Source organism: Sinorhizobium kostiense (assembly GCF_017874595.1).
In the GTDB taxonomy this organism is placed as follows: Bacteria; Pseudomonadota; Alphaproteobacteria; order Rhizobiales; family Rhizobiaceae; genus Sinorhizobium; species Sinorhizobium kostiense.
In genome coordinates, this window is the sequence record NZ_JAGILA010000004.1 from 273,912 (window position 1) to 287,235 (window position 13,324).

Annotated in this window: 11 protein-coding genes; 9 read left to right on the forward strand and 2 right to left on the reverse strand. The window is 62.9% G+C overall.

Going from position 1 to position 13,324, the window contains the following annotated elements; all coding sequences use genetic code 11:
• Positions 1-144: 144 nt before the first annotated feature.
• The 4 genes from lpxC to ligA all read left to right on the forward strand — a co-directional run bounded on the left by lpxC (position 145) and on the right by ligA (position 6,326).
• Positions 145-1,098, forward strand: a complete 954-nt coding sequence (gene lpxC, locus J2Z31_RS16595) for a UDP-3-O-acyl-N-acetylglucosamine deacetylase (protein ID WP_209602673.1) — start codon at positions 145-147, stop codon at positions 1,096-1,098.
• A gap of 347 nt (positions 1,099-1,445) precedes the next feature.
• Positions 1,446-2,312 (forward strand): outer membrane protein assembly factor BamD, encoded by an 867-nt coding sequence (locus J2Z31_RS16600; RefSeq protein ID WP_209602674.1) that lies wholly within the window; start codon positions 1,446-1,448, stop codon positions 2,310-2,312.
• A 91-nt stretch (positions 2,313-2,403) separates the two neighbouring features.
• The gene (recN, locus tag J2Z31_RS16605) at positions 2,404-4,077 is read left to right on the forward strand and encodes a DNA repair protein RecN (RefSeq protein ID WP_209602675.1); all 1,674 of its coding nucleotides are present in this window, start codon (positions 2,404-2,406) and stop codon (positions 4,075-4,077) included.
• Positions 4,078-4,172: 95 nt separating this feature from the next.
• Positions 4,173-6,326, forward strand: coding sequence for an NAD-dependent DNA ligase LigA (ligA, locus tag J2Z31_RS16610; protein ID WP_209602676.1), 2,154 nt, complete (start codon positions 4,173-4,175; stop codon positions 6,324-6,326).
• A 226-nt stretch (positions 6,327-6,552) separates the two neighbouring features.
• Here ligA and J2Z31_RS16615 read toward each other — a convergent pair whose 3' ends face one another.
• Positions 6,553-6,960: a VOC family protein gene (locus J2Z31_RS16615; RefSeq protein WP_209602677.1), complete on the reverse strand. Its 408-nt coding sequence runs from the start codon at positions 6,958-6,960 to the stop codon at positions 6,553-6,555.
• Positions 6,961-7,252: 292 nt separating this feature from the next.
• On the opposite strand from J2Z31_RS16615, the gene panC reads away from it, so the two are divergent.
• The 5 genes from panC (at position 7,253) to J2Z31_RS16640 (ending at position 10,534) form a co-directional block, all read left to right on the forward strand.
• Positions 7,253-8,128 carry a pantoate--beta-alanine ligase gene (panC, locus tag J2Z31_RS16620; RefSeq protein WP_209602678.1) on the forward strand — a complete coding sequence of 292 codons (876 nt, stop codon included), beginning with the start codon at positions 7,253-7,255 and terminating at the stop codon, positions 8,126-8,128.
• 2 nt (positions 8,129-8,130) lie between these two features.
• Positions 8,131-8,952, forward strand: coding sequence for a 3-methyl-2-oxobutanoate hydroxymethyltransferase (gene panB, locus J2Z31_RS16625; protein ID WP_209602679.1), 822 nt, complete (start codon positions 8,131-8,133; stop codon positions 8,950-8,952).
• A gap of 200 nt (positions 8,953-9,152) precedes the next feature.
• Complete coding sequence (locus J2Z31_RS16630; RefSeq protein ID WP_209602680.1) at positions 9,153-9,869, forward strand: AzlC family ABC transporter permease; 717 nt, start codon at positions 9,153-9,155, stop codon at positions 9,867-9,869.
• A 3-nt stretch (positions 9,870-9,872) separates the two neighbouring features.
• The gene (locus J2Z31_RS16635) at positions 9,873-10,184 is read left to right on the forward strand and encodes an AzlD family protein (RefSeq protein WP_209602681.1); all 312 of its coding nucleotides are present in this window, start codon (positions 9,873-9,875) and stop codon (positions 10,182-10,184) included.
• Positions 10,185-10,294: 110 nt separating this feature from the next.
• Positions 10,295-10,534, forward strand: coding sequence for a hypothetical protein (locus J2Z31_RS16640; protein WP_209602682.1), 240 nt, complete (start codon positions 10,295-10,297; stop codon positions 10,532-10,534).
• Positions 10,535-10,868: 334 nt separating this feature from the next.
• Here the strand turns inward: J2Z31_RS16640 and J2Z31_RS16645 are convergent, their stop codons facing one another.
• Positions 10,869-12,704 carry an aminopeptidase P family protein gene (locus J2Z31_RS16645; protein WP_209602683.1) on the reverse strand — a complete coding sequence of 612 codons (1,836 nt, stop codon included), beginning with the start codon at positions 12,702-12,704 and terminating at the stop codon, positions 10,869-10,871.
• Positions 12,705-13,324 lie beyond the last annotated feature (620 nt).

Consider the following 13,324-nt stretch of genomic DNA (forward strand, 5'->3'; position numbering starts at 1 on the left):
CCCTCGCAAAGGGAGCGCATGCGATTCGATCGGGCGCTGTTGGTTAGAGGTTTCCGGGGCGTGATAGCGGCAGGTCGTGCTGGATATCGCTGCATCCCCACAAGAATTTGGCCGTTTGGCCGTTGATCGAAAGTGACGACGAGAATGGGAATTGAACTGCTCGGGTTCCAGACGACGATTGCAAGCCCGGTAACGCTCAAGGGGATTGGAGTGCACTCCGGCGCCGAGGTGGAGATCACCTTCCATCCGGCGGAGGCCGATGCCGGCATCGTCTTTCAGCGTGTTCTCGCGGGGGAGCACGTCAGCGAACACAGGGCCGTCTCGTCGCAGGTTGGCAACACGGATCTTTGTACCGTTCTCGGCTTCTCGCCGGCAACGTCCATCGCGACCATCGAACATGTCATGGCGGCGATCTATGCGCTCGGCCTCGACAACCTACTGATAGAGGTCCACGGCGCGGAAATGCCGATCATGGACGGCAGTTCCGAGCCCATCATCGAAGCCATCGAGCAGGCCGGGATCCGGGCGCTTGTGGAGAAGCGCCGGTACATCCGCATCCTGAAGCCCGTTCGCGTCGAGTCTGGCGCCTCCTGGTCGGAGTTCACGCCTTATGACGGTATGCGCTTCGAGGTGGAGATCGATTTCGATTGCCCGCTGATCGGCCGGCAGGCCTGGAAGGGCGACATCACGCCGGACGTATTCAAGCGCGAACTGTCCCGCGCGCGCACCTTCGGCTTCATGCGCGATGTCGAGCGTCTTTGGGCGGGCGGTTTCGCGCTTGGCTCGTCGCTGGAAAACTCCGTCGTCATCTCGGACGACAACACGGTCATCAATGTCGAAGGTCTCCGCTATCCGGACGAGTTCGTTCGCCACAAAACCCTCGATGCGGTGGGCGACCTCTCGCTCGCGGGTGCGCCGTTCCTCGGCTGCTACCGCTCCTATCGCGGCGGCCACAAGATGAACGCCAATGCGTTGAAGGCGTTGCTCAGCGATCCAACGGCCTATGAAGTCGTGGAAACGGCGACGCAGCGTCAGCGTACCCGTTCGCGGGACATGGTCGCGGTTGCCGCGACCGGTTTTGCGCCCTGGTCGGCGTGACGAACTCAGCTTACTTGCTTCTCCAGTCGCCGGCCGAAAGGCCGGCTTTTTCTTGATCCCTTCCGGTGAGGAGATGGAGGAGCAGATTGCATCAGCAGCCGCCGTCTGCGTCTGAAAAGACGAGGGCGCACTGTGGAACGCCACAAATTTGCATGAATTGCCGATCATGACGTTGCGGTCCTGAGGCAACTTGCTCTAAAACGCGCAAGTCTGGCGGTTGCCGACCGCGACTGCATGATTCCCTAATTCGCGAAAGAATTAAGGAATCATGCAGCAAGTTGAAGTGCTACAGCGATCTTTGCGCGTCTGGTAAGCGTGCGGGGCCGTAGGTGAAACGGGAATATCCGATGGTTCTTGCAGTTTCTGTTGAGATGAGAAAAACCGTGCGCATGGTCGCCGTCGTTCTTGCGACGGTCGCCGGCAGCAGCCTGATCACCGCCTGCCAGAACGACAAGGATATCGATATCACCAAGCTCACCGCCGAAACGGATCCGCCGGATGTGCTTTACAATCAGGGTCTCGCCAACCTCAATGCCGGCAAGACCACGGAAGCGGCGCGCAAGTTCGAGGCGATCGACCGGCAGCATCCGTTCTCCGAATACGCGCGCAAGGCGCTGGTGATGAATGCGTTCGTTTCCTACCGCAACGGCCAATACCAGGAGGCGATCAACTCCACCAACCGCTATCTGAACCTCTACCCGCAGTCGGAAGATGCGGCCTATGCGCAATATATCCAGGGTCTCGCCTATACGAAGCAGATCCCGGCGGTGACGCAGGATCAGAAGCCGGCCACGAGAGCGATCGAGGCGATGCAGGCGGTCGTCGACAACTACCCCGATTCCGAATATGTCGACGATGCGCAGGCGAAGATCCGTTTTGCCCGCGACCAGCTGGCCGGCAAGGAAATGCAGGTCGGCCGTTATTATCTGGAGCGCAAGGAATATCTCGCCGCTATTTCGCGCTTCCGCGTCGTGGTCGAGCAATATTCCAATACCAACCAGGTGGAAGAGGCTTTGGCGCGCCTGGTCGAGGCCTATTACGCCATGGGCGTGACGACGGAGGCCCAGACAGCGGCGGCAGTTCTCGGACATAACTACCCCGACAGCAAGTGGTATGCCGGTTCCTACAAGCTGCTTCAGTCGGGCGGTCTTGAACCGCGCGAAAGCGGCACGTCCTGGATCGCGCGCGCCGGCAAGAAGCTCATCGGTGCCTGATAGCCTCGGCGCCCCCCTTTGTTTTTACGCAATTGCGACCGCAAGACCGCTACACATTTCTGCTGGAACAACTAGGAAGACCTGAAACCGGATGCTCGCGCAGCTCTCGATCCGCGATATCGTCCTGATCGAACGGCTTGATCTCAATTTCGACGCCGGTCTCTCCGTGCTGACCGGCGAAACCGGCGCGGGCAAATCCATTCTTCTCGACAGCCTCTCCTTGGCGCTCGGTGGCCGCGGCGATGGCTCGCTCGTGCGCCACGGCGAGGGCAAGGGCCAGGTGACGGCCGTGTTCGACGTGCCGGCAGGCCACGCTGCGCGACTGCTCTTACGTGAAAACGGCATTGACGACGATGGCGACCTCATCTTTCGCCGCGTGCAATCTGCGGACGGCCGCACCAAGGCCTTCATCAACGACCAACCGGTCAGCGTGCAACTCATGCGGCAGGCCGGCCAGCTGCTCGTCGAAATCCACGGCCAGCACGACGATCGGGCGCTCGTCGACATCGATGCGCATCGCACGCTGCTCGACGCCTTCGGCGGCACGAGCGAGGCGGCCGACGAGGTTGCGGGCTTCTATCGAGCCTGGAAGGATGCCGAGCGCAGCCTGAAGAAGCACCGTGAAAAGGTCGAGGCGGCGGCGCGCGAGGCGGATTACCTGCGCTCCTCGGTCGAGGAGCTCGAAGCGCTTTCGCCGCGCGACGGTGAAGAGGACGAGCTGGCGGAAGCGCGGGCGCGGATGATGAAGGTCGAGCGCATCGCCGGCGACATCAGCGAGGCCTCCGATTTCCTGAACGGCAATGCGTCGCCGGTGCCGCTGATTGCCTCGCTGGTCCGGCGGCTCGAGCGCAAGAGCCATGAAGCTCCGGGGCTGCTCGAGGAAACCGTGGAGCTCCTGGACGGCGCGCTCAACCAGCTATCCGATGCGCAGATGGCAGTTGAGCGAGCGCTGCGCAACACCGAATTCGACCCGAAGGAACTGGAACGCGTAGAGGAACGGCTTTTCGCGTTACGCGCCGCCAGCCGCAAATACTCGGTGCCCGTCACCGAGCTGCCGGCACTCGCCGTGCGCATGATCGCCGACCTTGCCGATCTCGATGCCGGCGAGGAGAAGCTAAAGCACCTGGAAGCCCATGTGCTGGAGGCGAAAACCGCATTCGACGCGGCGGCTCGCGGGCTTTCGGAAAAGCGCCACAATACGGCACAAGCGCTGTCGGCTGCGGTCATGGAGGAACTGCCGGCGCTCAAGCTCGAGCGTGCGCGCTTCATGGTCGATGTGGCGAGCGATCCGGCTTCGCCGAGCGCTGACGGTATCGATGTCGTCGAATTCCACGTCCAGACCAATCCGGGGACGCGGCCGGGACCGATCATGAAGGTCGCCTCGGGCGGCGAGCTTTCGCGCTTCCTGCTGGCGCTCAAGGTGGCGCTTGCCGATCGCGGTTCGGCGCCGACGCTCGTCTTCGACGAGATCGACACCGGCGTCGGCGGTGCGGTGGCGGACGCAATCGGACAGCGGCTGAAGCGGCTTTCCAGGACCGTCCAGGTGCTTTCCGTGACCCATGCCCCGCAAGTCGCCGCGCGCGCGGCGACGCACCTCCTGATCTCCAAGGGCCCGTCGGCGCAAAAAGCGGAAATGATCGCCACGCGCGTCGCCCGCATGGACGACGAGGCGCGCACCGAGGAGATCGCCCGCATGTTGGCCGGCGCCTCGATCACCGAGGAGGCGCGGGCGGCTGCGGCGAGGTTGCTGGCGGGCAACGGCTGATCCTTCCAGCGCAAACAGGTTGAAAACGCGAGGGAACTGCTCTTCCCGTCGTTGATCTTTGCTATAAGACGACTCCCATTTCGGAGTCGTGGCGCATGTCGAGCATTCAGAAACCTGTCGATGAATTAAGCGAAAGGGAAGCGGCGGAGGAACTCGCGTATCTCGCGGCAGAGATCGCCCGCCATGACATGCTCTATCACGGCAAGGATACGCCGGAGATTTCGGACGCGGACTACGACGCGCTGAAGCGGCGGAATGATCTCATCGAGGCGCACTTTCCGGCGCTCTTGCGCGAAGACAGTCCGTCGCAAAGGGTCGGAGCGGCGCCGTCGCTTACATTCCAGCCGGTCGTCCATGCGCGGCCGATGCTCTCGCTCGACAACACCTTTTCCGACGAGGACGCTCGCGACTTCGTGGCGAGCGTCTACCGCTCTCTGGGGCTGCTCCCCGACCACTCGATCGCCTTTACCGCCGAGCCAAAGATCGATGGCCTATCGATGTCGCTCCGCTACGAGAACCGCCGGCTCGTGACGGCGGCAACGCGCGGCGACGGGACCACGGGGGAGAACGTCACCGCCAATATCCGCACGATCCGCATGATCCCGCAGACGCTTGCCGCCGATGCGCCGGATGTCGTGGAAATCAGAGGCGAGGTCTATATGGCGAAGTCGGATTTTGCCGCGCTCAACGCCGAAATGGCCGCGCAGGGCAAGCCGCTCTACGTCAATCCACGCAACACGGCCTCGGGCTCGCTGAGGCAGCTCGACGCCAAAGTCACGGCGAGCCGCAAGCTCCGATTCTTCGCCTATGGCTGGGGCGAGATGTCGGAAATGCCGGCGGACACCCAGTTCGGCATGGTCGAAGCATTCAAGGCCTGGGGCTTCCCCGTCAATCCGCTGATGCGCCGCTTGTTTTCGGCTGACGAGCTGCTCGAGCACTACCATCATATCGAGCGCGAGCGCCCGGATCTCGACTACGATATCGACGGCGTCGTCTACAAGGTCGACCGGCTCGACCTGCAGACCCGGCTCGGCTATCGCTCGCGCAGCCCACGCTGGGCAACGGCGCACAAGTTCCCGGCCGAACAGGCCTTCACGCGGTTGAAGGGCATCGACATCCAGGTTGGCCGCACCGGCGCGCTGACGCCGGTGGCGCGGCTGGAGCCGATCACCGTCGGAGGCGTCGTCGTCACCAATGCGACCCTGCACAATGAGGACTATATCCGCGGCGTCGGCAACAATGGCGAACCGGTCCGGGAAGGTCGCGATATCCGCATCGGCGACATGGTCGTCGTGCAGCGGGCAGGGGACGTCATCCCGCAGATCGTCGATGTCGTCATGGACGAACGGCCAGAGGCGGCGGAGACCTACAGGTTCCCGACGACTTGTCCGGTCTGCGGCAGCCATGCGGTGCGCGACATCAACGAGAAGACCGGCAAGGTCGACGCGGTACGCCGCTGCACGGGCGGTTTCGTCTGCCGCGCACAGGCGGTCGAGCACCTGAAGCATTTCGTCTCGCGCAACGCCTTCGACATAGAGGGGCTTGGCGCGAAGCAGATCGAGTTCTTCTTCGAAAGCGACGACGAGAACCTGCGGATCCGTACCGCGCCCGAAATCTTCACGCTGGAGCGCCGGCAGGAAGCCTCGCTGACCAAGCTCGAGAACATCGAGGGCTTCGGCAAGGTCAGCGTGCGCAAGCTTTATGACGCAATCGATGCCCGCCGCTCGATCGCGCTCCACCGCTTCATCTATGCGCTCGGCATCCGCCATGTCGGAGAGACGACGGCGAAGCTCTTGGCGCGCTCCTATGGCAGCTACGAGCGTTTCGGGTCGGCTATGGTCGGGGCCGGCAGTTTCTCGGGGGACGCCTGGCACGAGCTCAACAGAATCGACGGCATCGGAGAAATCGTCGCGCGGGCCATCGTCGAGTTCTACAAGGAGCCGCGCAATCTCGAGGTCGTCTCGCGCCTCCTTGAAGAGGTGACGCCGGAAAGCGCCGAAATCCCGGTCTCCACGGACAGTCCCGTTGCCGGCAAGACAGTGGTGTTCACCGGCTCGCTCGAAAAGATGACGCGCGACGAGGCGAAGGCCAGGGCCGAAAGCCTAGGCGCCAAGGTCGCGGGTTCGGTTTCGAAGAAGACCGATATCGTCGTCGCCGGCCCGGGTGCCGGCTCGAAGCTCGACAAGGCGCGAGAGCTCGGCATCAAGACGATGGACGAGGACGAGTGGCTGACGCTGATCGACGGGTAGTTCCTGTCGGCACAGGGCATCAGCCTTGGGCGGACGCGCTACCCGCTCTGGCCTGCCCGTCCTCCGCAGCAACTGCGGAGGGTGGACCGGCCATCTCCCCCACAAAAGGGGGGAGATCGACTCGTGATGGTTTGATCGAACGATAGTGAGGCTTGGCAAATGCAGAGCCTTCCGAGGGGCACCGTTCGTGCCGCTTGCCGATCTCCCCTTGTGGGCTCGGCCGCTGCTACTCACCCGCCTGTTCAGCCGACATGTCCATCCACATGAATTCCCAGACATGGCCGTCGGGATCCTGGAAGCTGATGCCGTACATGAAGCCGTAGTCGATCGCCGGCTTCCAGGGCTTGCCGCCCGCCGCAAGCGCCTTTTCGAGCATGTCGTCGCACTCCTGGCGGCTCGAAGCGGAAAGGGCGGTGATCACCTCGGTGCCCCTGGCGGTGTCGCTGATCTCGCCGGTGATGAAATTGCGGAACTTCGGCTCGGTCAGAAGCATGACGAAGATGTTTTCGTCGATGACCGTGCAGGCGGCGGTGTCATCGGAGAACTGCTCATTGAAGGTGAAGCCGAGAGCGGAAAAGAAGGCGCGGGAGGCCTTCAGGTCCTTGACCGGCAGATTGACGAAGATCATGCGCATGAGTTTTTCCTCGTGATTGTGAGACTGGCCAAGGACGAAAGCAGGCGCCGCGTGCCGACAGGCGGCGAGAATTTATCTGGCGCGGAGGCAATGGCTTTCAAGCCCTCGGACGTCCAAAGCTGCCGGACAAGGCTCGGGGGCTTTCCGGCAATTCCATTTGTGTTTTTGCGCCGCACAAGATAGAGCATGGCAGCCAAAATTTGTGCAATTGCCTTTTCGCGGGGCCGGCTACTGGCCATATCAGCGAGGCGGGGCTGCGTCTTTCCAGCCCCGGCGGATTGGAGGGTCCGAGATGAAAACCGTCAGCACCATCAGCGAGCTGCGGGCTGCGCTGGCCGAACATCGCCGGGCCGGCAGATCGATCGGGCTGGTTCCGACCATGGGCTATCTCCACGTCGGTCACATGGAGCTCATGCGCCTCGCCCGCAGCGAAAACGACGTGGTCGTTGCCAGCATCTTCGTCAATCCGCTGCAGTTCGGCCCGAGCGAGGATCTTGCCAAATATCCGCGCGATCTTGCACGCGACGAGGGAATGCTTGAGGAGAGCGGTGTCGATTTCCTTTTTGCGCCCGGCGTTTCCGACATGTATCCGCGGCCGATGGAGACCGTCGTCGACCTGCCGAAGCTCGGCTCCGAGCTCGAAGGGGCGGTGAGGCCGGGGCACTTCGCCGGTGTTGCGACCGTCGTCACCAAGCTTTTCAATATCGTCCAGCCCGACCGCGCCTATTTCGGCGAGAAGGACTTCCAGCAGTTGCAGATCATCCGCCGCATGGTGGAAGACCTGGCGCAGCCGGTGGCGGTCGTCGGCGTGCCAACCGTGCGCGAGGCCGACGGTCTCGCCTGTTCTTCGCGCAATGTCTATCTCACCGCCGAGGAGCGCCGCGCGGCGGCAATCGTGCCGAAGGCGCTCGAAGAAGCCGAGCGGTTGATCGCGAGCGGCCTGACCGACCCGGCGGCAGTGGAGAAAGGCGTCACCGAATTCCTCTCGAGCGAGCCGCTCGCGCGCCCTGAGGTGGTGGCGCTGCGCGACCCGGAGACGCTCGAGCCGATCGGTACTATCGCAGACAAACCGGTTCTCCTTCTCCTCTTCGTCCGCTTCGGCACGACGAAGCTGCTCGACAATCGCGTGATCGCTCCGAAAACCGCCCGTTTAGCAAAGGTTGCCTGACAATGAGCGTCCAGACCACGAAACGGCGGCTCAGTCCCGCCAATATCGAAGCCCTGAAGGGTGAGCGCCCGATCGTTAGCCTCACGGCCTACACGACGCCGATCGCGCGGCTCCTCGATCCGCACGTCGATTTCCTGCTCGTCGGCGACTCGCTCGGTATGGTGCTCTATGGCCTCGACACCACGGTCGGGGTGACGCTCGACATGATGATCGCCCATGGGCAGGCGGTGATGCGTGGCGCAGAGCGCGCCTGCGTCGTCGTCGATCTGCCCTTCGGCTCCTATCAGGAATCGAAGGAGCAGGCCTTCCGCAGCGCGGCGCGCGTGCTGAAGGAAACCGGCTGCAGCGCGGTCAAGCTCGAGGGCGGGGCGGAGATGGCGGAGACCGTCGATTTCCTCGTCAGCCGCGGCATTCCGGTGCTCGGCCATGTCGGGCTGATGCCGCAGCTCGTCAATACGACCGGCGGTTACCGGTCGGTCGGGCGCAACGACAAGGAAGTGGCGAAGATTCGCCGTGACGCCAAGGCGATCGATGACGCCGGCGCCTTCGCGATCGTCATCGAGGGCACGGTGGAGCCGGTCGCTCGCGAGATCACAGCAACCTTGCGCGCCCCGACGATCGGCATCGGCGCGTCGCCCGCCTGCGACGGCCAGATCCTCGTCTCCGACGACATGCTCGGGCTCTTCAACGATTTCAAGCCGCGTTTCGTCAAGCACTTCGCCGAGCTCGCCCCGACAATCTCCAAGGCGGCGGAGGATTATGCGAAAGAGGTGAGGGCGCGCACTTTCCCAGGCATCGAGCATACGTTCCAGGTGAAGCGCTGAGCGGCGCGATCGCAATCCTGCCCCCTTCTCGGGTCTGACCAGGTCTGACCCGAGCTTGCGCGTCTGACAAGACGCGCGCCGCTTTGGTGCAGCCATCAGCAGAATCGATCTTTGTATCAGCGCAATTGAATTGTCGTGGCCGACGGCAACCCCTATCTGTCCCGACGAAGCAGGCATCGGGCCCGACGGGGAGGATACTCATGAACAACGGCGATTTCCGCGAGGGCTTGCGCCAGGGCTTCCCGGTCATTGTGGCGGCATCGCCCTTTGGCGCCTTGTTCGGAGCGCTGGCGGTCGATAACGGCTTTTCCATCGCGGATGCGGTGTTCATGAGCGCCACGGTCTATGCCGGCGCGAGCCAGATGGTCGGCATCGAGCTTTTCGGCAACAACGTCCAGCCGTGGCTGATCGTGCTTTCGATCTTCGCCGTCAACTTCCGACACGTGCTCTATTCGGCTTCGATCGCCAGGCACATCCGGCACTACACGCCCCTTCAGAAGTTCTTCGCCTTTTTCCTGCTGATCGATCCGCAATATGCCGAGAGCGAAAGGCGGGCGGAGCGCGGCCTTCCGGTGACTTTTTCCTGGTATCTGGGCTTCGCGCTGATCATCTATTTCCTCTGGCTTGTCACCACGGCGATCGGGGCGGTCTTCGGGCAGATGGTCGGCGATCCGCAAGCGATCGGGCTCGACGTGCTCCTGCCGATCTACTTCCTCGGGCTGGTGCTCGGCTTCCGTAAGCGGGACCGTTTCCTGCCGGTCGTGGCGACCAGCGCGGTCGCATCCGTCGCCGCGATACATTTTGTCGGTTCTCCATGGCATGTCAGCATCGGCGCACTCGCCGGCGTCGTGCTCGCCGCCTGCTTTCCGAGCGAGCGGGCAGAGACAGAAGGCGAGCCGGTGGAGCAGGGGAACTGAGCCATGGACGCAAGCCAGCACCTTGACCTGATCTACATCATTCTCGCCGCGGCGGTCGCTACTTTCGCGACCCGCGTCGGCGGCTATGTGCTGATCACGCAGTTGAAGCATATTCCACCACGCCTTGAAGCGGCGTTGAATGCCGTTCCGGCGGCAGTGCTGACGACGCTCGTTGCCCCCGCCTTCGTCTATGGCGGGCTCGATGTCGCGGCCGCAATGGTGCTTGCCTTTGCGGTCGGGCTTCGGTTCTCGACGCTCAGGATGCTGCTTGCCGGCTGGGTCGTGGTGATGGCGATCCGCTACGCGTTCCTGTAGTCACGTTCCGCGCTCCTTCACGCAACCGACATTTGGCGACGGACAGCCTGCGGGCTATCATGCTCTGTTGCCGGAGAGCACGACAGCTCGCCGGCGTGGAGGAAACGACCATGATGACCAGGTTCTCGATTGCCCTTCTGCTCGCGCTTGCGCCCATGCCAGCCGTTGCGAACTCCTGCCCAAGTCAAATGGCGCAGATTGACGCGGCCCTGCAGACGGCCTCACTTTCCGAGGCTGACATGAACAAAGTCAAGGAGTTGCGCAAGCGGGGCGAAGAATTGCACGATGCCGGGGATCATGCCGGATCGGAGGCAGCGCTCGGTGAGGCGAAGCAGTTGCTCGGAATCTGATCCCGGAAGCCGGCCTGCCGGCTTTTCGCTCTTCGAAGCATTTTCGGACCGTCGATCGCGATTTCACGTAAAGAATCGTACGAAACCCGTAGAATTCCCGGGTTTCGCGGGGACCTTGCGTGAAATATGACGGTCATGTTGGTAGAGACATCGAACCTCCCAACGGAGGCCCGGTTGCCCCTGTAGCCCCACCCACGCCGCCGGGCCTCCCTCCCTTCGTCCGTGTTGCGCCTAGCGCATCGGCCCGAAAATCGGAACCGATTTTCGGAAAGCACGTATATTCAAAGATTTACAGCGTCCTTTGCGCGTCTGATAAGACGCGCGGCGCTGTTACTCAACGGTGGATTGCTTCCGTGGCGGCCATCAGCCACTCCCGTGTCGCGTCGTCGGCGAGAAGTGGCATCAGTTTCTCGCGCGTCTCGGCCTGATAATCGTTGAGCCATGCAAGCTCTTCATCCGTCAGCAGTGCGGGCAGCACCAGCCGACGATCGATTGGGCAATAGGTCAGCGTGTCGAAGCCGCGCATCGGTTGGTCGCCGCCCTCGATTTCGGCCGCTTCCGTGACGACAACGAGATTTTCGATGCGGATGCCGAACGCGCCGGGACGATAGTAGCCGGGCTCGTTGGAGAGGATCATGCCCGGCAGCAGTTCCTGGATTGCGAGGCGAGCGATCCGCTGGGGCCCTTCATGCACCGAGAGATAGGAGCCGACGCCGTGTCCGGTGCCGTGGGCGTAATCGGCTCCGGCCTTCCACAGCGCGATGCGGGCAAGCGGATCGAGATCGACGCCGCGCGTGCCCTTGGGGAACCGCGCCGTGCTGATCGCGATCATTCCCTTGAGCACCAGCGTGAAGAAACGCTTCTGCTCTTCCGGTACGGAACCGATCGCCACCGTCCGGGTGATGTCGGTGGTGCCGTTGATATATTGTGCGCCGGAATCGATCAGGAACATGGTTCCGGCTTCAATCGGCCGGTCTGTGGCCGTGGTTACCCGATAATGCATGATCGCCGCATGCTCCCCGGCGCCGGCGATCGTATCGAAGGAAATGTCCTTCAAGGGGTTCTGCATGCGTTCGCCGACCGCGGTGCGAACGGCCTCGAGCCGCTTGGCTGCGCCGATTTCCGTGACGGAACCGGGCTCCGCCTTGTCGAGCCAGGCGAGGAATTCGACCATGGCGGCAGCGTCCTGCAGGTGTGCACTCACGGATCCGGCGATTTCCGCCGCGTTCTTGCAGGCGCGCGGCAGGCGGGCGGGATCGGTTGCCTCGATGGCCGTTCCTCCCTTGACCCGAATCAGTTCGCCGATCGCGACGGGGGAGAGGTCCGGATCGATCATGATCGCTGCGCCGGTCGCGGCGAGGGCCGCGAGCCTATCCTCGAAGCTTGCCGGCGGCAGAATGTCGGATAGCTGCGTGAGATAGGCCTCCTGCTCGATACCCGTCTTGCGCTTGTCGAGGAAAATCTCGGCGCGGCCGTTCGCATGGATGATGGCGCGTGCCAGGGGGTGCGGCACATGAGGGACGTCGCTGCCGCGGATATTGAAGGCCCAGGCGACGGAAGAGGGGTCGGTCAGCACGACAGCCGCTGTTTTCGTCTTCTCGACGGTCGCGGCAATCTTTGCAACCTTGTCCTTCGCCAACTCACCGGCATGTTCGAGCGGCTGGATCTCGACCCGGCCGAGCGGGGCCGAGGGCCGGTCATGCCAGAGCCGGTCGAGCGGATTGTGGTCGAGGAAGACGAGCGCACCGCCGATTGCCGCAAGCGCCTTCTCCAGGCGGCGAACCTCGGCCGCGGTGTGGAGCCAAGGGTCGATGCCGAGACGGAAGCCCTTCGGCGCATGCCCCTCCAACCAGACATGCGGCGGCTCGCCGACCAGATCGCCGCCCGTGAAGACGCTCCCATCGACCTGCTCCTTGAGCTGCGTCACGTAGCGTCCGTCGACGAAGACGATCGCCTCACGCGGCGTGATGAGGGCGACGCCGGCCGAGCCGGTGAAGCCCGTCAGCCAGGAGAGCCTCTCGGAGCAGGCTGGTACGTACTCCCCCTGGTATTCATCGGCGCGCGGCACGAGAAAACCGTCTATCCCAAGCGGCTCGAAAGCGGCGCGCAGGGCTGTGATGCGCTCCCTGCCGAACTGGGGCGTGGAAGTGACTTCGAAGGATTGAAACATGGAGACGTCCGGTAAAGTTTCGCGAAGACCGCAAGTGAGGTGGCAATGGTAGCGGAAAGCCTACCCGAGGGGAAAGAGGCGATATCCTGCTGCACCCGGCTCGAATGGTCGACCGGTTTTTTGACTGGTATCGATTTGTCATACTTATGCGTCAGATGCATGGCTCTCATGCGGGAAAACATCTTTCCCTATGGAATTTATAGGGTATAAACGCAGCCAACGAACACGGGCGAACCTCCCGGGTTCACAAGGCTGCAGTTCCGGGAATAGTTGGTCACCTGTTCTCCTCCTCCCTCAAGGGTGGCCAATTTCGGAACGGTAGAGCCCGCTCGAGCGCTCCTCCTCCTCAAGCTCGCGGGCATGGCCGGCTTCGGTCGGCCAACGGGCGATGCTTCGGCATCGCCTTTCTTTCGAAGAGGCCGCCCGTCATTATGACTGGGCGGCCTTTTCGTCTTCTCTTATCTATCTCTCGGCTGCTCGATTTCCTGCAGCATGATTGGGCAATAATAATTTGCTTGGGTTGATGCCCCTCACCCTAACCTCTCCCAGCGTCCGGAGAGGGTGCCCGTCCACCGTCCGCACTTGCTGCGGAGGACGGCAGGCGGATGAGGGGCAGGTGA